The 21,491-nt window shown below is 71.3% G+C and carries 16 protein-coding genes; 4 read left to right on the forward strand and 12 right to left on the reverse strand.

Annotation, left to right across the window (positions count from 1 at the left end; genetic code table 11):
• Nucleotides 1-5: 5 nt before the first annotated feature.
• The 8 genes from ACIP79_RS11595 to eccD form a co-directional block, all read right to left on the reverse strand.
• On the reverse strand, nucleotides 6-341 hold the full coding sequence (locus ACIP79_RS11595) for a hypothetical protein (protein WP_383687603.1): 336 nt from the start codon (nucleotides 339-341) through the stop codon (nucleotides 6-8).
• A gap of 6 nt (nucleotides 342-347) precedes the next feature.
• Nucleotides 348-806, reverse strand: a complete 459-nt coding sequence (locus ACIP79_RS11600; RefSeq protein WP_383687605.1) for a YbaB/EbfC family nucleoid-associated protein — start codon at nucleotides 804-806, stop codon at nucleotides 348-350.
• A gap of 148 nt (nucleotides 807-954) precedes the next feature.
• Entirely contained in the window at nucleotides 955-3,594 is a 2,640-nt protein-coding gene (locus tag ACIP79_RS11605) for an AAWKG family protein (protein WP_401222187.1), read from the reverse strand.
• 66 nt (nucleotides 3,595-3,660) lie between these two features.
• Nucleotides 3,661-4,107, reverse strand: a complete 447-nt coding sequence (locus ACIP79_RS11610; RefSeq protein ID WP_401222189.1) for a type VII secretion system-associated protein — start codon at nucleotides 4,105-4,107, stop codon at nucleotides 3,661-3,663.
• Between the two features lie 158 nt (nucleotides 4,108-4,265).
• Nucleotides 4,266-4,589 carry a WXG100 family type VII secretion target gene (locus ACIP79_RS11615; RefSeq protein ID WP_383687610.1) on the reverse strand — a complete coding sequence of 108 codons (324 nt, stop codon included), beginning with the start codon at nucleotides 4,587-4,589 and terminating at the stop codon, nucleotides 4,266-4,268.
• 71 nt (nucleotides 4,590-4,660) lie between these two features.
• Nucleotides 4,661-4,999 (reverse strand): hypothetical protein, encoded by a 339-nt coding sequence (locus tag ACIP79_RS11620; RefSeq protein ID WP_401222191.1) that lies wholly within the window; start codon nucleotides 4,997-4,999, stop codon nucleotides 4,661-4,663.
• 126 nt (nucleotides 5,000-5,125) lie between these two features.
• A complete protein-coding gene (gene eccB, locus ACIP79_RS11625) occupies nucleotides 5,126-6,721 on the reverse strand; it encodes a type VII secretion protein EccB (RefSeq protein ID WP_401222192.1) in 1,596 nt (531 codons plus the stop codon).
• 97 nt (nucleotides 6,722-6,818) lie between these two features.
• Complete coding sequence (gene eccD / locus ACIP79_RS11630; protein WP_401222194.1) at nucleotides 6,819-8,219, reverse strand: type VII secretion integral membrane protein EccD; 1,401 nt, start codon at nucleotides 8,217-8,219, stop codon at nucleotides 6,819-6,821.
• Between the two features lie 302 nt (nucleotides 8,220-8,521).
• Between eccD and eccCa the strand changes: the two genes are divergently transcribed.
• The gene (eccCa, locus tag ACIP79_RS11635) at nucleotides 8,522-12,463 is read left to right on the forward strand and encodes a type VII secretion protein EccCa (protein WP_401222713.1); all 3,942 of its coding nucleotides are present in this window, start codon (nucleotides 8,522-8,524) and stop codon (nucleotides 12,461-12,463) included.
• Nucleotides 12,464-12,548: 85 nt separating this feature from the next.
• On the opposite strand, the gene ACIP79_RS11640 is transcribed toward eccCa, so the two are convergent.
• Nucleotides 12,549-13,748, reverse strand: coding sequence for a S8 family serine peptidase (locus ACIP79_RS11640; RefSeq protein ID WP_401222715.1), 1,200 nt, complete (start codon nucleotides 13,746-13,748; stop codon nucleotides 12,549-12,551).
• A gap of 91 nt (nucleotides 13,749-13,839) precedes the next feature.
• Nucleotides 13,840-17,172 carry a right-handed parallel beta-helix repeat-containing protein gene (locus ACIP79_RS11645; RefSeq protein WP_401222195.1) on the reverse strand — a complete coding sequence of 1,111 codons (3,333 nt, stop codon included), beginning with the start codon at nucleotides 17,170-17,172 and terminating at the stop codon, nucleotides 13,840-13,842.
• Between the two features lie 322 nt (nucleotides 17,173-17,494).
• On the opposite strand from ACIP79_RS11645, the gene ACIP79_RS11650 reads away from it, so the two are divergent.
• Complete coding sequence (locus ACIP79_RS11650; RefSeq protein ID WP_383687075.1) at nucleotides 17,495-17,953, forward strand: SRPBCC family protein; 459 nt, start codon at nucleotides 17,495-17,497, stop codon at nucleotides 17,951-17,953.
• A 219-nt stretch (nucleotides 17,954-18,172) separates the two neighbouring features.
• Here the strand turns inward: ACIP79_RS11650 and paaK are convergent, their stop codons facing one another.
• Complete coding sequence (gene paaK / locus ACIP79_RS11655) at nucleotides 18,173-19,519, reverse strand: phenylacetate--CoA ligase PaaK (protein WP_401222198.1); 1,347 nt, start codon at nucleotides 19,517-19,519, stop codon at nucleotides 18,173-18,175.
• A complete protein-coding gene (gene paaI, locus ACIP79_RS11660) occupies nucleotides 19,516-19,956 on the reverse strand; it encodes a hydroxyphenylacetyl-CoA thioesterase PaaI (RefSeq protein WP_401222200.1) in 441 nt (146 codons plus the stop codon). Before paaI ends, paaK begins: the two co-directional genes overlap by 4 nt.
• A 228-nt stretch (nucleotides 19,957-20,184) precedes the next feature.
• On the opposite strand from paaI, the gene paaA reads away from it, so the two are divergent.
• Both paaA and paaB read left to right on the forward strand, forming a co-directional pair.
• Complete coding sequence (paaA, locus tag ACIP79_RS11665; protein WP_401222201.1) at nucleotides 20,185-21,186, forward strand: 1,2-phenylacetyl-CoA epoxidase subunit PaaA; 1,002 nt, start codon at nucleotides 20,185-20,187, stop codon at nucleotides 21,184-21,186.
• Nucleotides 21,183-21,485, forward strand: a complete 303-nt coding sequence (paaB, locus tag ACIP79_RS11670; protein ID WP_383688404.1) for a 1,2-phenylacetyl-CoA epoxidase subunit PaaB — start codon at nucleotides 21,183-21,185, stop codon at nucleotides 21,483-21,485. The genes paaA and paaB overlap by 4 nt, the downstream gene beginning before the upstream one ends.
• Nucleotides 21,486-21,491 lie beyond the last annotated feature (6 nt).

Below are 21,491 nucleotides of genomic sequence, written 5' to 3' on the forward strand. Positions count from 1 at the left end.
GAGTGTCAGTGCTTTCCGCGGCGGGCCGAGTTGATCGAGTCGAGCACCCCGCTCTGGGTCGTGCGGATGTTGTCCAGGTTGGCCAGGGTGCCGTCGGCGACCCCGGTGACCGCCTCGACCAGCGAGGTACCGGTGTCCACGGCCGTCGTGCGTTCGCGCTTCTCCTGCGGGATCACCTCCTTGGCGAAGCTGTCGTCGTGGCCGGGCCAGCCGACGGTGCTGTTCAGGCCCATGGTGAAGTCGCGGAGCATCTCGTGGGCGAGCGTGCTGATCTGGTCGATCTGGCGCACACCGGCCACCAGCCGGTCGGGCTCGGCGTAGTACGCGTTTCCTTCGCTCATGGCTGATCAGTCCTCCTGGTCCTCGTGGATCTCGTCGAGCAGAGGGCGCGACGAGGCGCGGCTGTCCCCGCCCGAGGGGCCGTCGAGGACCCCCGGGCCGAAGATCTTGTTCCAGTCGACGTTCATGCCCGGCAGTTCGGGCACGGAGTCGTGGGGCCGGGTGAAGGGTTCGAAGGTCTCCATGACGCGGCGGGCCATGACCGCCCGCGCCTCCTGCGAGGCCTCCAGCACACTGGCGGCGAGCTGTCCGGCGGGCATGGTGCGGTACTTGCCCTCCAGGAAACGCACGTCGGTCAGATCGCCCCGCGCGCTGACGGTCACCTCGACCGACCGGTCCTGGGACCGGATCGTGCAGCTGGCGTGGCTCAGTTCCGCCTCCGCCTCCGCGACCGCCGCCGTGGTGGTCTCCAGGTCCGCCATGGCACGGGCGAGCCGCTGCTCGATGGTCTCCTTCATGTCGCTCATGCCCGTGCCGCCCTTCCCGTTTCCCGCGAACCTGTTCTCCGAGATCCCGCCCCCTGCGATCCCGTCCCCTGCGATCCCGTCTCCAGTGATCCTGTTTTCCGGGATCCCCGAGATCCCGGCCCCCGCGAGTGCGCCTCCCGCGACGCGCTCATCGGCCGATCACGGCGGGCGCGCCGCCCTCGTCGGTTCCCCACACGTCCTCGTCCTCCTCCGTCCAGCTGACGCGGGCCCGGTCGCCGCTCTCGGTGGACCGGCCGTTCTGGCCGGCGCCTCCGCCCGCCGGGACGAGTCCGGCCGCGGCGCCGGTCGTCGCGGTCCTGCCCCGGGTGGTCACCACCGCGTCCTCGTCCTCGTCCGCGGCCCTGCGGGGCCGTGACCGTCCCCGGCCGGACGCCGCGGGTCCCGCGTCGGTCAGCACGTTGCGGACGCGTTCGCCGTTGTTGCCGTTGCCGCCACCGCCGCCGCCCGAACCCATGCCTCCCATTCCGCCCATGCCGCCCATGCCCGGGAACAGCGGGCTGCCGGTCCCGCCGGCAGCCGAACCCGAGTCCCCGGAGGTTCCGGACGCGGCGGCCGACAGATCGCCGCTCCCAGGCGCGCGCACCGCACCGCCGGACAGCAGTTCCGCCGAACTGGCGTCGTCGTAGTCGGCGTAGCCGGAGTCGCCATCGAGGAGGGAGGACCCGCCGCTCGTCGCGAGACCGTCACCGAGACCGCCGCCGGTGGAAAAGTTCGACAGCAGACCGTCCAGGTCCAGGCCGCTGCTGCTCGTCGTCGGTGTGAAGGAGGGGTCGGCGAGGTCGAGGTCGCCCAGGGAGTCGCCGAGACCGCTGCCGATGTTCCCCGTGGTGACCGTGCCGTCGGGGTCGCGGGTGGTGAGCTGCCCGGTCTCCGGGTCGATGGTGGTGGTCGTACCGTCGGGGAACTTGGTGGTGAGGGTTCCGTCGGGGTTGAGCGTCGTGGTGCTGCCGTCGGGGTTGACGTGCCCGCCGGGGACGGTCAGATCACCGGTGGTGACTTTCCCGTCGGGGGACGTCGTGGTGACGATCCCCGTCTCCGGGTCGAGGAGCTGGGTGGTGCCGTCCGGGTAGCGGGTGGTGAGGGTGCCGTCCGGGTTGAGCGTGGTGGTGCTGCCGTCGGGGTTGGTGAGCGTGGACCCCTTCGTCTTGTCGTTGCCGTCGTTGGTCCCGCCCAGCAGGTTGCCGAGACCGGCTCCCAGGTTGGTGCCGATGCCCGCCGGGTCGGTGACCCCGTCCCCCAGACCGTCACCGAGCCCGTTCCCCAGGTTGCTGAGGCCGTCGCCGAGTCCGTCCCCGAGGTTGCTGAAGCTGTCGCCGAGCCCGTCCCCGAGGTTGGTGAGGCTGTCCCCGAGTCCGTCCCCGAGACTGCTGAAGTTGTCGCCGAGTCCGTCGCCCAGGTCGTTCAGCCCGTTGCCGAGGTTCTCGCCGAGGTTGTTCAGCCCGTCGCCGAGCCCGTCGCCCAGGTTGGTGAGGTTGTTGCCGAGGTTGTTCAGCGCGTTGTTGTACTCCTCACGCTGCCGGTTGGCCTCGTCCTCGGCGATCTGGCGCCGGTCGTCCTCGTACGACTCCGTCAGCGACGAGGTGTCCTTGGTGCGGATCTCGCTGAAGGCGTCCGACACGTCGCTCCACGCCGTCTTGAGCGTGGTGAGCGAGACCTTGGCCGCCGCGACGAGGACGTCCTCCACGTGCTTGTTCCACCGGGTCACGGCCTCGTCGCCGATCTTGACCCAGGTGGCCATGTCCCGGAGATTGCCGTACGTGGGATGGTGCTGGATGAACCCGGCGTCGGTGTTGTAGTCCTTCGCCGCCCCGTTGCTCGTCACCCGGGTGTGTTTGATCTGGTTCTCCAGCACCCAGACGGAGACCTCCTGGAGGACCTCCATCAGGATCCGGTGAGGATCGTGCCGGCCGTTGGTGGCCCAGGTGTCCCAGGCGTCGCTGAGCGCCTTGGCCTCCGTCATGAGGGCCGTCTGGGCGGTCGCCAGCGCCCGGCTGAGCTTCGACCTCGGCACGTGGTTGTTGAGCATGGCCGCGGCGGTCGCGGCGCCCTCAGCGGTGAGCTGCTCGACGTAGCTGTCGTAGTTCTTGTGGAGCTGGTGGACCAACTGCCAGAAGAGGCCCGCCGCCTGGCCGCGCCAGGCGGCGTTCTCCTCGCCGAGGGACGTCTCCCACTGCTTCAGGGTCGCCGCGTGGTCCTCGAAGAACTTCAGCGTCCGGTCGTAGGCCTGCGCGGTGCGCCCGAAGGAGTCGGCGTCGACGGCCTCGGTGTCCTGGACGCTCAGGCCGCTGAACTCGAAGCCCCGGGTGGTGTGGTCGGCGCGCAGCGCGTTGATCGCCGCCTTCGCCCCGCTCTGGTACTGCTGGAGCAGGCTCAGGTCCCACTCGTTGCCCAGGACGCCGGTGAACTTGCCCGCACTCCAGAGCTCGCCCGCTTCGAGGAGCCGTCCCGTGCCGTCGGTGGTGGGTATGCCGATGAAGACGATGGTCGCCTGGTACAGGGTGCCGCCGTCGTGCACACCGTTGCCGCCCGCCTCGACGAACGCCAGGTCGTAGTCCTCACCGTGCTGGGTGTGCCAGCCCACCAGGGCGGTGAAGTTGTTCGCGGTCAGTTCGGTGGACGCCAGGACCTCGAATCCCAGCCGCATCAGCGGTACGCCCTCGCTGCTCTTGAGGGTGTCGAACAGCTTCTTGCGGCTGGGCACGTTGTACCCGGTGTAGAGGGTGACCGCCTGACCCCAGTAGTCGCCGGGATCGGAGGTGACTGGCATGACGGGACTCCGCTGCGTGGAGGTGGACGGACACGGGGAAGGTGCGGGCGGTGTTCGGGCCGGGGCTCAGTCCTCGTCGCTCTCCGACGAGCCTTCGAGGTCCTCGTCGACCCCGGACCAGACGTCCAGGAAACTCTCCCCGCTGATGTTCTCCAGGGAGGCGCCCTGGGTGTTCAGCAGCGTGGTGATGGTGGTCTCCAGGCTGTCGTCGATGTCGCCGAAGAGGAAACCCTGGTCGCCCAGGACGTTGTCGATCGACTTCGCCGACTTGAGCGCGGCGTCCACCAGCGTCTTGCCGTACACCGTGTCGTCGCTCGTCATCAGGCCGATGCCGAGCACCGGGTTCTCACCGATGTACTGCGCGGGGATCGTGCCCCTGACAATGCTGTGCAGTGCGAGGATCCCGTTCGGATCGTCCTTCACGATGTTCTTCAACTCGGTGATGAACGCCGCCAGGTCGTGCTCACGGAACTGCTTGAGTTTCTGTCCGTTCAGATGGGTCAGGTCCGCCATGGCGTGGTCCTCGTGGGTGCTCGGTCGGCGAGGGGGCAGGGAGGCTCGGGGAGGGGCCGGGGGAGTGGGCGCGGGGTGGTACGGGAACCGGACGGGCGGTGCCCCGGGGGCCGTCTGCCCGGTTCACCGGGAGGTTCGTGTACCGCGCCGGGCCGCCGTCAGCGGCCGATGCGCACCTCGGACCACATCTGGGAGAGCGAGTTCTCGCTGTAGCGGTAGTTGTCGGAGATGTCCGTCAGCAGCGAGGAGTGCGAGGTCAGCAGGTTCTCCATGTTCTTGACCGCCTGGCCCCATGCCGCCTGCTTCTGGCGGTACATGTCGGCGTCCTCGCCGTACCAGGACTTGACGAGCTCGTTCAGCTCCGCCTCCAGCGACGCCAGCGTGTTCGCTATCGCCTTGGTCTGGTGGACCATGTCGTCGGCGGCGTTGTTCATGTGGTTGTAGTCGACGTAGATGTAACCGTCGGTCAGGTTGTCGGGCATGAGGTCTCCTGCTCGGGAGGACTGTGGGGTGGGGACTGCGTGGTGGGGTCCGGACTCCGGAAGCGGCTTGCTCAGCCGATGAGTTGGTCGTACGCGGCCTGCGACTGGTTGTAGGCCGCGTTGATCGCCTCGTTCGAGGAGCCCTGTGTCCTGCCGTGCTGGGTGAGGCTCTGGTTCAGCTTGTCGACCATGTCCTCAAGGCTGCGCAGGATGCTGTCGCACTGCTCGTCCCACTGCTTGAGGAGACCGCCGAACTGGCCGCCGTCGCTGCCCTGGTAGCCCGACGACAGCCCGGCGCGGGTGTTGTCCACGTCCTGCCGGGACTTCAGGATGCCGCTGAAGGCGCTCTCCAGGGCCTGGATCCCGTTTCGGGTCGCCTGCTCGTTTGACTGCTGACCGGTCCCTGCCATGGTTCCGCCCTTTCGATCGTGATGCTGAGGGGGGTGCTGATACAACTGCGGCGCCGGCGAGCGTAAGCACGCCGGAGAGTAGGGTGCAACGCGGCGCGATCAATGCGCCGCGAGATTGGCGAATCGTCAACTTTCTTTACGTGGCGGCAACTTGTCGTCCACCGTGCCGGATGTCCCGATGCGGCCACCGGGCCCGGCCTGGTCCTCGGGTGAGCCCTCCGGGCAGCTCCGCGCCGTCGACACCGGCACCAGACCGGTCGCCGCCTGCGGGCTGAGGTCCGGGCCGGTCGGCAACATCGCCAGCAGCGGGGACGGCAGCCCCCGTACGTCGGACTCCGTCCACCCGAGCGCCGTGAGCGCCTCCTTCGAGCCGACCCGGTACTTCACCCCGTCGTCGGCCACGAAGTAGGTGGTGGCGCCGACCGTCCCGCCGCCCGCGCCGAGCGCCCGGGCCAGCACACCGTGACCGGGCCGGACCACCACCGCGTCCACCGGCAGACAGGCTTCGATCACCGCGTCGCCGCTGCGCTGGGCGACCGGCCCGAGCGCACCGGCCGGCACCAGCACCGAACTGATCCGGACACCGTCGTCACCGGACTGCACCCGCGCGCAGGCCGCCCGTCCGTCGGGCACCCGGACAGCCCGCGGCGGGCTGTCCGGCAGTCCCGCCACCGACGGGTCACGGCCGGTGGTACCCGGCGCCTGGTTGTCCTTGAGCAGGTCCGCCCCGATGGGCAGCGCCTTCGGCGAGTCACCGTCGTACGCCTTCGACCGTACGGCGGGATCGCCCAGCAGCAGCGCCACGGCGGTCGAGGTCACCGGGACCAGACCGGAATCGCGCAGCAGGAAGTACTGGGTGTCGGCCGACTCACCCGAGCCCGTCGCCGTACCGCCCGGCACCGTCACCTGGAAGACCTGGCCGAGCCTGGTCGGCGTGCCGCCCAGCGAGGGACCCTTCGCGCCCAGGCCCTTCACCGACGGCGGCGCCAGGGCCGGACCGGGTACGAACGCGTCCAGGAACGCGGCCGACACCGGACGGGGCGTCACCGAGCTGTAGCCCAGCGACAGCAGCGCCCCGGACTCGGTGTCCAGCGGCAGCCGGCTGCCCTGCCACACCAGGTACTTCTTCTTGTCCGGGCCGGCCACCAGCACTGCCTCGTCGGCCCCCAGCGCCTCCGTCTCCAGGGGCACACCCGCCGCCACCGCGGTCACCGCGCGCGTCGCCGTCGTACCGCTGCCGGTGTCGTCCCGCACCGTGGCCGTCGCCGAACAGACCGCCCACGTGTCCGACTCCAGGTCGCCCGAGGAGGGCACTCCGTCCGGCGCTCCCGGGATTCCGACCGCGGCGCCCACCGGGGTGTCGCGCAGTGAGGCCGTCCCGACGTCCGTGGTCTCCAGGTCCGCACCGCCGATGAGCAGCGCGGAGGAGTAGTTGCGCACCGGGCGCAGCCGTCCGTCGAGGAAGAGGTAGCGGGCTCCGGTGTCCCGGTTGACGATCAAACTCTCCCCGCTGCGCCACGAGTCGTTGCCGCCCGGCGAGATCAGCCCGAACACCACCGCGCCCGCGGCGATCAGCACCGCGATCACCACGCCGATGCCCGCCCCGCGCGTGGTGCGCCCCAGCGGGCTCTCGGGGGCGTCCGGGTCGGCGAGCAGCATGCCCGAGGTGAGGCGGCCCATGACGAAGGCGTGCGCCTGCACCTGGTCGCGCTTGGATTGCATGAACCGCGGTCCTTCCGGTCAGCCGGTCCGCACCGGCCCCCGCAGCACGGGGCCGATCGCGTCGAAGTGGTCCTTCACGTCGTTCCTGTCGCCCGCGTCAGCCGTTGATGGCGCGCAGCGCGGCGAAGACACCGAGCACCCACAGCGTCAGGGGCAGCAGGGCGATCGCCAGCAGCGACTGCACCAACTCCGCGGCCCTGCCCCAGTAGGGCAGCATCCGGCGGCCCGGGACCGTCCAGGAGGCGATGGCCAGCACGGTGGCCGAAGCCAGCAGCCCGCCCACCACCAGCGGGCGGTCGGCCGCGGCGGTGTCGGACGCCAGGGCGTACACCAGCAGTGTCACGCCCCAGGCGCCGGGCAGGACCAGCGCCAGCCGCTGCCACACGTTGACCATGCCCCGGCCGTGCACCAGCAGGAGCAGGGCGAGCACCACGGCGGTCAGCACCTCCGGGAGCACCGGGTTGCGGGTCAGCGGCACCAGGCAGCCCGCGCACAGGATGCCCGAGGCGGCGTACAGGCCGGTCATCCAGCCGCTCGCCAGCTCCGTACGGGTCGTCACGTCCGCGCCGTTGTAGGGCTCGATGCCCTCCTGGAGCTGCTGCGGGTTGGTCGGCAGGGCCGGCATGCGCATCCCGGCCAGCCGGAAGGACAGAGCGGGCACGAAGCCGCCCAGCAGCACGGCCAGTGAGGCGACGGCCGCCGCCGCACCGTCCACGCTCAGGTCGAACAGGGTCATCAGGACGCCCGCCAGCACCCCGGCGAGCGCCACCAGCGCGGAGGCCACGAACAGCGGCGCGCGTACGGCGGTCAGGGCGAGGGCGAGCACCACGCCGCCCGCGCAGGCGGCCGCGGCGGCCAGCAGCCGGGCGCCCAGCACCTGGTTGGCCTGGGGGCCGGCGATCTCGCCGCCCGGCTGGAGCCAGCCCGCCAGGGCCAGGAACGGTCCGGCCATGAAGCCGAGCGCGGCGGCGGCCGCCGCGTCGCCCACCGCGCGGCTCGCGGAGGCGGCCCCGGCGAGCAGCAGCAGCCCCGCGACACCCGCGGTGACGATCCGCGGTCCGGCCGGGCCGCCGGGCCACGCCAGTACCGCCAGGCCCAGCACCAGGACGGCCACGGCCATGCCGAGCAGCAGCCGGCGGCCGGCCGCGGCGTCCCAGCTGTGCAGCCGGTCCCGGGTCACCGTGGCCATGCCGTCCACCAGGTCGTCGAGCCGTACCTCCGGCAGGGACTCGGTGTGCGGACGCAGGTAAAGGACCTCGCCGTCCTTGAGGTCCACCGCGGCCAGGGTGCTCTCGTCGTCGAGCGCGGCCCCGCCGAGGCGTTGCAGCACCCACCCGTCGTGCTCCAGACCGTTCTCCTCGACCTCCTCGCCCGCGTAGTGCAGGACGGTGGGCAGCAGATCGGCCACGGGCACGTCGGAGGGCACGGCCAGGTCGATGGTCCTGGCCGGAGCTCGGACGGTGAGGCGGCACAGGCCCGCAACGGAGCTGTCGGTCATCGTGGGTCTCACGTCTCCATGAGTCGGGCCGGGTGGGGCCGGAGATCGGTCACCGAACTGACGGGGTGCCGACGGGAGTTCGGTCAGTGCCTGCTCGGTCAGTGCCTGCTTGGACGTACGTGTCGTCGCCATGCAGACTACTGATCGTCAGTCGAACAGAATTATGGGCCCCAACCGACGGCGTGTCACAACGCCGGTGGATCAGCGCCCCGTTGCAGGGCACGGAACCCCGGTCCCCCTAAGGAGCAGTTGCGTTGAGCGTGGTTCTCTTCCGCAGGCCGGCCCGTCGCCGCGGCCCCGACATGCCCGAGGGCGAACTGAGCCTCCAGGAACCGCCGACGCTGCCGGAGACCGTGCCGGACAGCTCCGCGGTGTGGACGTACCTGCCGATGGCCATGATGTCCGTGTCCATGATGCTGATCTTCATCAGGCCGGGCGGAGGCAACAGCTCCTTCACCTACATCGCGCTGGGCATGATGGTCATGGCCTCCGCGGCCATGATGGTCGGCCAGGTCATGCGCAAGGCCGGAGAGCGCAAGCAGCGGCTGCGTGGTGAGCGCCGGGACTATCTGCGCTATCTCACCCAGATCAGACGCCAGGTGCACCGGGCCGTCGTCGAACAGCAACTGGCCCTCGCCTGGCGCCATCCGAACCCCCGGACCCTGCGCACGATGGTCCGCACCACCCGGCTGTGGGAACGACGGGTCAAGGACGAGGACTTCGGCGAGGTCCGGATAGCCGTCGGCGAGCAGCAGTTCGCCATGCGGCTCAATCCGCTGTCCACCAAGCCCGTCGAGGACCTGGAACCACTCAGCGCGCACGCCCTGCGGCGTTTCATCCGCGCCTACAGCACCGTCCCCGGCCAGCCCATCGCGCTCTATCTCCGTTCCTGGTCCCGGGTGTTGACCCGCGGTGACGAGGCCGCCACCCGGGCCATGATCCGCGCGGCGCTGTGCCAGCTCGCCGTGTTCCATCCGCCGGAGGAGCTGTGGATCGCGCTGTGCGTCTCGGACGAGCGGAGGGCGGACTGGGAATGGGTCAAGTGGCTGCCGCACAACCTGCATCCGCAGGAGCAGGACGGCGCCGGCGCGGCCCGCATGGTGGCCGGCACCTTCAACGACCTGGAGGACCTGCTCGGCGCCGAGTTCACCGAACGCCCGGTCTTCGACCCCGACGCGGTGCCGGGCCGGGACGAGCCCTACACCGTGATCGTGGTCGACGGCGTCACCGTGCCCGCCGGCCACCGCCTGGACGGCCCCGGCTTCCGCAACACCGTCGTGCTCGACCTCTCCGGAGGCTTCGCCTGGCGCCCCGGCCGCACCACCCTGCGCCTGGACGTGACCCCGGCTGCGGTCCGCCTGGTGCGCACCGACCGCAGCCGCAAGGAACAGACCACCCTCCTGGGCCGCCCCGACCAGGTCGGGCCCGTCGCGGCGGAGGCACTGGCCCGGCTGCTCGCCCCGTACCGGATGAGCCTGGCCGCCGACATCGCCGAACCCCTCAGCGCCGACGTGCAGTTGACCACCCTGCTCGGCATCCCCGACCTCTACCGGCACACCCCCGACACCCTCTGGAAGCGCCATGTGGGGGCCGCCCGGCTACGGGTCCCCGTGGCGGTCGGCGCCGACGGCACACCCGTGGAACTCGACATCAAGGAGTCCGCCCAGGGCGGCATGGGCCCGCACGGCATGCTCATCGGCGCCACCGGCTCCGGCAAGAGCGAACTGCTGCGCACCCTCGTCCTCGGACTGGCCCTCACCAACTCCTCCGAGACGCTGAACTTCATCCTCGTCGACTTCAAGGGCGGCGCGACCTTCCTCGGCCTGGACGAACTCCCGCACACCTCCGCCGTCATCACCAACCTCGCGGACGAGGTCGCCCTCGTGGAACGCATGCAGGACGCCCTGCACGGCGAACTCATGCGACGCCAGGAACTGCTGCGGGCGGCGGGCAACTACACCTCCGCCCTGGAGTACGAGAAGGCCCGCGCCTCCGGCACCCCGCTGGCCCCGCTGCCCAGCCTCTTCGTCGTCGTCGACGAGTTCAGCGAACTCCTGGCCGCACACCGGGAGTTCATGGACCTCTTCGTGATGATCGGCCGCCTCGGCCGGTCGCTGGGCGTGCACCTGCTGCTCGCCTCCCAGCGCCTTGACGAGGGGCGCATGCACCAGTTGGAGAGCCACCTGTCGTACCGGGTCGGCCTGCGTACCTTCTCGGCCATGGAGAGCCGCGGGGTGCTCGGCGTCCCCGACGCCTACCAACTGCCCTCGCAGCCCGGCGCCGGCTACCTCAAGAGCGGGGTGGAGGCGCTGACCCGCTTCCGCGCCGCCTACGTCTCAGGGCCCTACCGGCACCGCCGCGGAGCCGCCGTCCAGGCGCGGGTCGCCAGCCAGGTCGTGCCCTGGACGGCCGGCTGGGTGGTCCCGCGGGCCTCCACCGCCCCCGCTCCCGAACCGGAGGAGGAGACGGAGTCCGCCGAGAGCCTGCTGGCCGTGGCCGTCGACCGGCTGCGCGACTCCGGGCCCGCCGCACACCAGGTCTGGCTGCCGCCGCTCGACGTACCGCCCACTCTGGACGGTCTGCTCCCGGGCCTTGAGCCCACCGCCGACCGTGGCCTGAGCGCCACCCGCTGGCCCGGCACCGGACGGCTCCGGGTCCCCGTCGGCCTGGTCGACAAGCCCTTCGACCAGCGACGCGAACCACTGGTGCTGGACCTGGCCGCGGGCGGCGGGCATGTCGCGATCACCGGCGGCTCGCAGAGCGGCAAGTCCACCGTGCTGCGCGCCCTGCTCGCCTCCCTGGCCCTCACCCACACCCCGGCCGAAGTGCAGTTCTACTGCCTCGACTTCGGCGGCGGCACCCTCTCCTCGCTCACCGGGCTCCCGCACGTCGGCGGAGTCGCCTCCCGGCTCGACAGCGAGCGGATCAGCCGTACGGTGGCCGAGGTCACCGCGGTGCTCAACCACCGCGAGCAGTTCTTCCTCGACCACGGGATCGACTCCATGGCCACCTACCGGCGCCGGCGCGCGGCCGGGGAGTTCGCCGACGAGACACACGGCGACGTCTTCCTCGTCGTGGACGGCTGGGCACAGGTCAAGCAGAACTTCGACCATCTGCTGCCCACGTTCAACCAGCTCGCCACCGGCGGTCTCAACTACGGCATCCACCTGGTCGTCACCACCACCCGCTGGGTGGAACTGAGCGCGCAGGTCCGCGACCAGAGCGCGACCCGGCTGGAACTGCGGCTCGGTGACCCCATGGACTCCGTGGTGGACGTGCGCAAGGCCGCCGTCGTGCCCCGGCTCCCGGGACGCGGACTCACGGTCGAGGGCAAACTGCACTTCCTGACCGCCCTGCCCCGTCTCGACGGCGTCACCACCACCGAGGACCTCGGCGACGGCGTCACCGCCCTGGTGGAGAGGATCGCCGAACACTGGACGGGCGAGCCCGCGCCCGCCGTCCGGATGCTGCCGCACCGGCTGCCGGCCTCGGCGCTGCCCGCCCCCGAACTGGGCGACGGGCTGCGGCTGCCACTGGGCCAGGACGAGGAGAAACTCTCCACGGTCTGGCACGACTTCAGCCGTACCCCGCACCTGATCGCGGTCGGCGACACCGAGAGCGGCAAGACCAACCTGCTGCGGCTCGCCGCGCAGGCGGTCACCGCCCGCTACGCCCCGACAGAGGCGCGGATCCTGGTCGTCGACTACCGGCGCGAACTCGTGGACGCCGTCCCGCCGGAGTACCAGCTCGGGCACGCCGTCTCCGTCGACGCCCTCAAGGAACTCGTCGGCGGCTCGGCCCGTGCGCTCAAGACCCGCCTCCCGGGGCCGGACATCACCCCCGCCCGGATGCGCCTCGCCGACTGGTGGCAGGGGCCCAGGCTGTTCGTGCTGGTCGACGACTACGACATGGTGGTCGGCAGCAACAACTTCGACCACCCCTTCGCCCCGCTCTTCGACCACCTGGCCCTGGGGCACGAACTGGGCCTGCACGTCATCGCGGTCCGCTCCGCCACCGGCGCCGGCCGCGGCCTCAACGACCAGCTGCTGCGCCGCCTCGACGAGGTCAACACCCCGGGCGTGCTGCTGTCCTGCCCGCCCTCGGAGGGCTACGTCTTCGGCAACATCAAGCCACGCAACCTGCCGGCCGGCCGCGCGCAGTACGTCGCCCGCCGCAAGGCGACCCTGATCCAGACGGCGCTGGCGGGGGAGGCGGTCCCGTCAGGGGAGGAGGGCGGCTCCTGAAGTAGGGGTGAAGGCCACTTCGCCGGGTTCGGTTCGGTCCGGCTAGGTTCGGCTGGGCTCGGCTCGGTTCGGTTCGGCTAAGTCCTCAACTCCCGGCGCCGCCCGAGTCGTCGGCGGCCGGGGCTCCCGCCGGCCGCCAGTTGCGGGTGCGGGCCCGAGGGAGGGTCAGGGCGGCCCAGGTGACCAGGAGGATCAGCGCCGCGCCCGCCGCCGCGAACAGGACGGCCCGGCGGACCGGCAGGGCGGCCTCGTCCTCGGGCAGCCGCACCGCGGCGCCCGGCGCGGGGGCCTCAGCCCTGGCGGCCGACTCCGGGGCCACCTCCGTCACGGCCGCGAACGGGTCGAGCCGGGGTACGTCGTCGGGGTAGGCGCTCGCCGTGAGGCGGGCGGCGGTCTCCGCGGCGGTGAGGTCCGGGTGGGCGGAACGCACCAGCGCCGCCGCCCCGGCCACGTAGGCGGCGGCGAACGAGGCTCCCGAGCCGATGAAGTGGCCGCTGCCACGCGCCCCGATCCCGACGACTCCGTCACCGGGCGCCGCCAGGTCGGCGACGCGCGGCAGCAGGGCGTCGTCCGGACGCTGCCCCTGCGCGTCCACGTCCAGCACCGACAGCACACCGGACTGTGCGGCGGGCCAGTACTCCCGCGCGGTCGGCTCCTCGTCCTGGGCCGAGGACTTCGTCGGAGGATCGGGCACCGCGGCCGCCACCACCAGCACGTCCTTCGCGAGGGCCGCTTCGACGGCCTTCGTCAGCCCTTCCGACCCCTGCACCAGAGCCGGCGAGACAGTGATCACGTCGGCGCCGGCCGCCGTCGCCGCCTTGATCCCCGACGCGACGCTCTGCGCCGTCGCCGCACCCCGTTCGTCCGTGCCGCGCACCCCGAGGATCCTCGCCCGCTGGGCGACCCCCGCGAACCGCACTCCGTCGACCGTGGCCGCCGCGACGAGCCCCGCGACGAAACTCCCGTGCCCCACACAGTCCTGGCCCGCAGCCCCGACCGCGCCGACCCGGCCGGACAGGGCGGGCGCCGTGGTGGACACCCCGGTGTCCACCACCGCCACCGTCACCCCGGAACCGTCCGAGAACGGCCAGGTGCGCGTCAGTTGGAGGCTCCGCTGCTCCCAGGGCACGGTCGTGGCCCGCTGGCTGGAGGTGCTGGTGCAGGCGGCGTCCGCGTCCAGTCGCGCGGGCATCACGGGCAGCCGTACAGGCGTGTCGTCGGCGGACGCCTGGAATCCGCCGACCAGCGGCAGCAGGGTGCCGAGGCACAGGGACACGGTCAACATCCGTGCCGTACGCGGGAGATGAGCCGGAGGAGGGCGCCGAGACATGATCCGCATCCTACGGCCAGCCGTCGGCCGTGAGCGGACCGTCCCCTCAGCGCTCCGGGGACGGCGTCCGCACTCCCGGCACGTCGTCGGGCAGCAGGAGCCGCAGGTCGTCCAGGCCGGGTGCGGCCATGGCGCTGACCCGGCCGGCCTGCCGGGTCATCATCGACTCCAGCACCTGCCGCGCCAGCCGCCCGTTGCCGAAGAAGCGGTCGCGCGGCAGGGAGTCGAAGTACTCGCGCAGCAGCCCGCCGACCCCGGGCCCGCACTCGTAGCCCGACACGTCCGCGTGCATCCGGACGATGGTGACGAGCTCGTCCGAGGTGTAGTCGGCGAACTCGACGCGCCGCGAGAACCGCGACGACAGACCCGGGTTGGAGGCCAGGAAGGACTCCATCTCCCGGGTGTAGCCGGCCACGATGACGACCACCTCGTCGCGGTGGTCCTCCATCAGCTTCAGCAGGGTGTCCACGGCCTCCTGGCCGAAGTCGGAGCCGGAGGAGCCGCCCGACGGTGTGAGGGTGTAGGCCTCGTCGACGAACAGCACGCCTCCGCGGGCCCGTTCGAAGACCTCACGGGTCAACTGCGCGGTGTGGCCCACGTACCGGCCCACGAGGTCGGCCCGCGCCACCTCGACGAGTTGGCCCTGCGGCAGCACTCCGAGCGAGACGAGCAGTTCGCCGTAGAGGCGGGCGACGGTGGTCTTGCCGGTGCCGGGCGGGCCGGTGAAGACCAGATGGTGGCTGACCCGGGGAGTCGGCAGCCCGGCGGCCTCGCGCCGCTTGGCGGTCGACAGCAGGTTGACCAGGTCGGTGACGTCACGCTTCACGGCCGCCAGTCCCACCATGTCGCCGAGCCGGGACAGGGCGTCACCGCGGTCCGGCTCGTCGGCGTTTCCCTGCGGGCCCGCCGGGACCTGAATCCCGACGTCCTCAGGGAGAAGCAGACTGAGGTCCCGTTCGCTCACGTCGGGCTGGGTGGACAGCCGTACGGCCTGCCGGTCGACCATCTCCTCGAAGACCTGGCGTGCGGCACGGCCGTTGCCGAACGTGGCGTCCTTGGGCATGCGGTCGAAGTGCAGGGTGAGCGCGGCGCTGGTGCCCTCGCCGAACTCGTACTGGTGCCGGGCACACATGCTCTCCATGATGGCCACCAGCTCGGGCACCGCGTAGTTCTCGAACTCCACGGTCCGCGAGAAGCGGGACGCCAGCCCGGGGTTGCTGCTCAGGAAGGACTGCATCTCCCCGGAGTAGCCGGCCGCGACGACCACCACGTCCTCGCGGTGGTCCTCCATCAGCTTCAGCAGGGTGTCCACGGCCTCCCGCCCGAAGTCCGGTCCCGAACGTCCGCTGTCGGCGGTCAGCGTGTACGCCTCGTCGATGAACAGCACTCCGCCCAGCGCCTTGTTGAAGATCTCGGTGGTCTTGATGGCGGTGCCGCCGATGACCTGGGCGACGAGGTCGGCGCGTGAGACCTCGACCAGGTGCCCGGAGCGCAGCGCCCCGAGCTGGGCCAGGACGGTGCCGTAGAGGCGGCCGACGGTGGTCTTGCCGGTGCCGGGCGGTCCCGCGAAGACCAGGTGGCGGCTCATCGGTGGCGCCGACATGCCCAACTGGGCCCGGCGCTGGGCGAGTTGCGTGAGGTTGACGAGGGTGCGGACCTGCTGCTTGACGTTGGCCAGCCCGATCAGTGATTCCAGCTCGGCGAGCGGGCCGCTCTCCCCGGGCGCGTCCGCACCGTCCGGCTTGGTGCCGGCCGGGTCCGTGCCCTCGGCGTCGCCGTAACCCCAGGCGTCGCGGCGGCCGTTGCCGCTGGTGGTCAGACCCTCGACCGCCAGCCGGTCGCCGGCCTGGGACTGGACCAGGCCGCTGCCCGCGTTGTCGCGGACCGTGCAGTTGACGACGGACACCGGCAGGGTGGTCTCCACCCGCAGTCCGTCCTTGCCGCTGCCCGCCAGGGTGCAGCCGTTGAGCGAGGCCCGCCCGCCCTGCCGGATCACGGCACCGCACTCCGGGGCGCCGTTGACCTGGATCCGGGTGCCGGTCAGTTCACCGTCCGCCTCGACGACCACGCCGTCGGTACCGGCCTCACGGATCTCGCAGTCACGGGCCGTGAGGGTCCCGTCCGTGCCCACGGACAGGCCCGCGGAGGCCGGCGCGAGCACGGTGGTGGCCCCGACGTAGAGGTTGCCCGCGCTCTCCACATGGATGCCGGCCGCGCCGGTCCGGGCTGTCTCGCTGTCCTCCAGCCGGCCCCGGCCGTCCTTGACGACCTCGACGCCGTTGCCGCCCGCGCCGATGATCCGGGCGCGGCGGATCATCGGATTGGCGCCGGTCGCGATCCGGATCCCGGCGCCCGCGGTGTCGACGACCTCCACCCGGTCGAGTTCGGCGGTGGACTCCTCCTCCAGCAGCAGACCGGCCGGGGCCGCGCAGTCCCGCACCGTCAGCGAGGTCAGCGTCGGCGAGCCTGAGCCGGTCACCCGCAGCGCGGGCTCCTGGGAGGAGTCCAGCCAGCAGTCCTCGTAGGTGCCGCGCCCCCGGTCGGTGACCAGCAGGCCGCTGCCCCCCGTACGGGCCGTGCGGCAGCGGCGCAGCAGCGGGTCGCTGCCGTGCGAGACGACGAAGGCCGGACCGGTGGTCGCGGTGACCCTGATGTCCTCCAGGACGGTGCGGGAGGCACTGCTCAGCTGCACACCGATCGCGACATCATGGACGACCGTGCGCAGGACGCGGGTGGTGCAGCGCCCTTCCAGGGCCACGGCCGGCTGGTCGGTGGAGGAGATGTCGCAGTCCTCGACGGATCCCTGGGCGTCACCGTTGGCCAGGATGCCGTTGGCCCGCGCGTCGCGCACGGTGCAGCCGCGCACCGAGACCCGGCCCCGTTCCCCGATGACGACGCCGGACGTGCCCAGATGCTCGACGGTGCAGGACTCCAGCGAACTCTCCACGGCCGAGGTGACGACGACCCCGGCCCCCACGCTGTTGGTGATCCGGCAGTCGCGCATGGCCAGTGAACCGGTCTCCCGGGCGAGGACGGCCGTCCACGCGGAGCCGGTCACCTCGCAGCCTTCCATCGCCACCTGGCCGCGCACCGCGTCCACGGTGGGCACGTCCTCGTCCCGGCCGCGCAGCACCAGATCGGTGAGCATCACCGCGTCGGCGCGCAGGCGGACCGCGCTGCCGCGCCGGGGGCGTATCTCGACCGTCCCCCGCGACTGTTCGGCGACGATGGTCACCCGTGTGCCGACGACGAGGCTCTCCTCGTAGGTCCCGGGCCCCACGCTGATCACCGCACCGCTGCGCGCCCCCGCGAGCGCCTCACCGATCGTGCGGAAGCCGCCGGTTCCGTCGGGGCGGACCGTCAGTACCTGGCGTGACACGCGCTCTCCATCTCTCGCAGCCGCTCGCGGCCCTGATCGCCCTGTGACAGGGTGCCGACGGCCCCATCATGCCTGTCTGCACGAGGTGTTGACACGTCGGCCCGAGTCCGGGCGCCCACCTTTCCCGCCGGGCGCGACCGCCGCCGGGCCCGGCGGATCCTGCCCCGGCCGTACCCGTGGTCCTGCCCCGGCCGTACCCGTGGTCCCGGCGGGTGCCGGACCGGTGCCTCTCGCGCGGCCGTTCGCCTCGCGGGGCACCCGGTGGTCCCGTAGGGTCGCGGTGCCGTGGGGCGCGTGGCGCCCCGATTGATCAGGAGTTGCCATGTCAGGACAGTTCGAAGCGGTGGTCGAGATCGACCGGCCTGTCGAGGAGGTGTTCGCCTACCTCGCCGACGGACGCAACGACCCGGAGTTCAGCCCTCGGGTACTGAAGATCGAGCGGACCCCCGACGGCCCGACCGCCGTGGGCACGATCTTCCGCAGCACGGTCAAGGACGCCGGGATGAAGTCCGCCAGGGAGTTCCGCATCACCGAACTCCAGGCCCCGGTGAAGATCCGGTGGGCCGAGGTGTCGAAGAACAGCGTGATGGCACGCGAGGGCGGCTACGACCTGGAGTCGCTGGGCGACGGCAGGACCCGGGTCCGCCTCTTCAACGTCCTTGAGGGCCACGGGGTGGGCAAGCTTCTCGTCGGCCTGGCGCTCGCCGCGGCCCGCAAGGACGCCCCCGGCTTCGGCGCCAGGATCAAGACGGCGGCCGAGGCGTCGATCGCGCCGCGCTGACGCGTCGGCAACTGGGTGTTCTGGTCGGGTGGGTGGTCCCGTGGACCAGGTGTTCCGGTGACCCTAGTTCGCCGGTAGGCCGGGTGTTCCGGTAAGGCGGGTGTCCCGGTCGGCCGGTCGGCCTGCCGGAGCCCTCGCCCTACCGGCGCCCGCCCGCCCGGCCGTCCGCCCCGAGCCGACCCGATGGGCGAACCCACCGTCTTTCAGGTACTCCGTCTTTCAGGTACGCCGGGTGTCCTTGACCCGGCGGAGTTTCCCCAACGACCGCTCCAGCGTCTCCGGGTCGACGATCGCGACCTCGACGCTCACCCCGACACCGTCCTTGACCCCCTGTGCGATGGCCTTCGCGGCGGCCTCGCGCTGGGCGGAGTCGGCGGAGGGACGCGCCTCCACCTGGACGGTCATGTGGTCCATCCGTCCCCGGCGGCTGAGCTGGATCTGGAAGTGGGGGGCCACGCCCGGCGTCCGCAGCACGATCTCCTCGACCTGGCTGGGGAAGACGTTGACCCCCCGAAGGATGATCATGTCGTCGCAGCGCCCGGTGATCTTCTCGATCCGGCGGAAACCGGGCCGGGCGGTGCCGGGCAGCAGGCGCGTCAGGTCCCGTGTCCGGTAGCGGATGATCGGCAGCGCCTCCTTGGTGAGCGAGGTGAAGACGAGTTCGCCGCCGTCGCCCGGCGCCAGAACCTCGTCGGAGAGCGGATCGACGATCTCGGGGAGGAAGTGGTCCTCCCAGACGTGCAGCCCGTCCTTGGTCTCCACACACTCCTGGGCGACACCGGGGCCGATGACCTCGGAAAGGCCATATATGTCGACGGCGTGGATGTCCATACGGCCCTCGATCTCGCGCCGCATCTCCTCCGTCCACGGCTCGGCCCCGAAGATGCCGACCTTGAGCGAGGTGGAGCGCGGATCGACGCCCTGCCGCTCGAACTCGTCGAGCAGGGTGAGCATGTAGGAGGGCGTGACCATGATGATGTCGGGCTCGAAGTCCTGGATGATCTGCACCTGGCGTGCCGTCATGCCGCCCGACGCGGGGATCACGGTGCAACCGGCCCGCTCGGCCCCGTAGTGGGCACCGAGCCCGCCGGTGAAGAGGCCGTAGCCGTACGAGATGTGCACCTTGTGTCCGGGACGGCCTCCCGCGGCGCGGATGGAGCGTGCGACCACGTCCGCCCACATCGACAGGTCGCCCTCGGTGTAACCGACCACGGTGGGGCGTCCCGTGGTGCCGCTGGAGGCGTGCAGCCGGCGCACCTGGTCCATGGGCACGGCGAACATGCCGAAGGGGTAGGTGTCCCGCAGGTCCGCCTTGGTGGTGAACGGGAACCGGGCGAGATCCTCCAGGGTCCGGCAGTCCTCCGGAGCCACACCGGCCGCGTCGAACTTCCCGCGGTACAACTCCACGTTGTCGTAGGCGTGCTTCAACGTCCGGCGCAGTCCGCCGAGTTGGAGATCCCTGACCTCCTCGGCCGGCATCCGCTCGGCGTCGTCCAGCAGTTCCTGGGGGAGCGGGTCGCCCCGCCGGGCTCCGACGGGCGTGGGCGCGGTCGGTTCGCTGCTCATTGCGGCTCCTCGTCTGCGTGCTGCGGGCTGCGGAGGGTGCGACTGCGGCCGCGGAACTCGGCGATCACCTCGTCGCCGCGCAGGACGCTCACGTCGTAGATACCGCTGCGCCCGAACCGGGTGCGTTCGCGTGCGGTGGCCACCAGGACGTCACCCTCGTGCGCCGGCGCGACGAAGTCGATGTCCGCGGCGGCGGCGACCGTCACCGGGCCGTGGCTGTTGCAGGCACAGGCGAAGGCCGTGTCGGCGAAGAGGAACAGATAACCGCCATGGGCGATCCGGTGCCCGTTGACCATGGACGGGGCCACGGTCATCCGGAGTACGGCGGTCCCTTCGCCGTACCGCACCAGCTCTATGCCGAGCCGTCGTGAGGCCTCGTCCGCGGCGAACATCGTCTCCACGGGGCCGGGCATCGTCCCTGGTGTCTGAGTCGTCATCTCCACCACCTTGTGAACCGACCGAACATTCGGTTAGCGCGGCCCAGTCAAGTAATCAAGCGCCACCCCTGCCTGTCAAGGGGTTGGATCACGGCTCGCCTTTTCGGTCGGCGGCAGCCCTTTCCCGGGAACTGATATGGGTACTGATAGCGCTCCGGAGCTTGCCAGGCAGGGTAGGGATCGCCGTATGATTGACCGAACGAATGGTCGGTAGGGAAGGTGGTAGGGATGGCTGCAGCACATGCCGCCGCGGTATCCGGCGGCGAGGCGTCCGGCGGCGAGGCCGAGCGGGCACTGGAGTCGCAGTTCGACGCGACCATCGCACGGGACCAGCGGATCGAGCCGCGCGACTGGATGCCGGACGGCTACCGCAAGACGCTGATCCGGCAGATCGCCCAGCACGCGCACTCCGAGATCATCGGAATGCAGCCCGAGGGCGAGTGGATCACCAGGGCCCCGTCGCTGCGCCGCAAGGCGATCCTGTTCGCGAAGGTCCAGGACGAGGCCGGCCACGGGCTGTACCTGTACTCCGCCGCCGAGACCCTCGGAGTCGACCGGGCGGACCTCACGGAGCGGCTGATCGAGGGCCGCCAGAAGTACTCGTCGATCTTCAACTACCCGACGCCCACCTTCGCCGATGTCGGCGTCATCGGCTGGTTCGTGGACGGCGCGGCGATCTGCAACCAGGTCCCCCTCTGCCGCAGTTCGTACGGGCCCTACGCGCGCGCGATGGTGCGGATCTGCAAGGAGGAGTCCTTCCACCAACGGCAGGGCTACGAACTGCTGATGACGATGATGCGCGGCACCGACGCCCAGCGGAAGATGGTGCAGGACTCGGTGAACCGCTGGTGGTGGCCCTCACTGATGATGTTCGGCCCGCCCGACGACGACTCGCCCAACTCCGCCCGGTCGATGGCCTGGAAGATCAAGCGCCACAGCAACGACGAACTGCGCCGTCGCTTCGTCGACATGACCGTGCCGCAGGCGGAGAAGCTCGGAGTGACGCTGCCCGACCCGGAGCTGCGCTGGAACGAGGAGCGCGGCCACCACGACTTCGGCACCCCCGACTACTCGGAGCTCAAAGAAGTGATCAGTGGCAACGGCCCGTGCAACGAGCAGCGGATGAGCTGCCGCCGCACGGCGCACGAGGAGGGCGCGTGGGTGCGCGAGGCCGCCACCGCGCACGCCGCCAAGCAGGCCGCCCGCGCCCGCGCGGAGGTGGCGGTATGAGCGGCACGGAGACGGAGACGCGCGACTGGCCCCTGTACGAGGTGTTCATCCGCGGCAAGCGCGGCCTCAACCACGTCCACGTCGGCTCCCTGCACGCGGCGGACGACCGGATGGCCCTCACGCACGCACGCGACCTCTACACCCGGCGCAACGAAGGCGTCAGCATCTGGGTCGTGCGCTCGGAACACATCGCCGCCTCCACCCGGGACGAGAAGGACCCCTTCTTCGCCCCCAGCGCCGACAAGGTCTACCGCCACCCGACCTTCTACGACATCCCCGACGATGTCCCGCACATCTAGGAGCTG

This window comes from Streptomyces sp. NPDC088747 (assembly GCF_044751025.1).
In the GTDB taxonomy this organism is placed as follows: Bacteria; Actinomycetota; Actinomycetes; order Streptomycetales; family Streptomycetaceae; genus Streptomyces.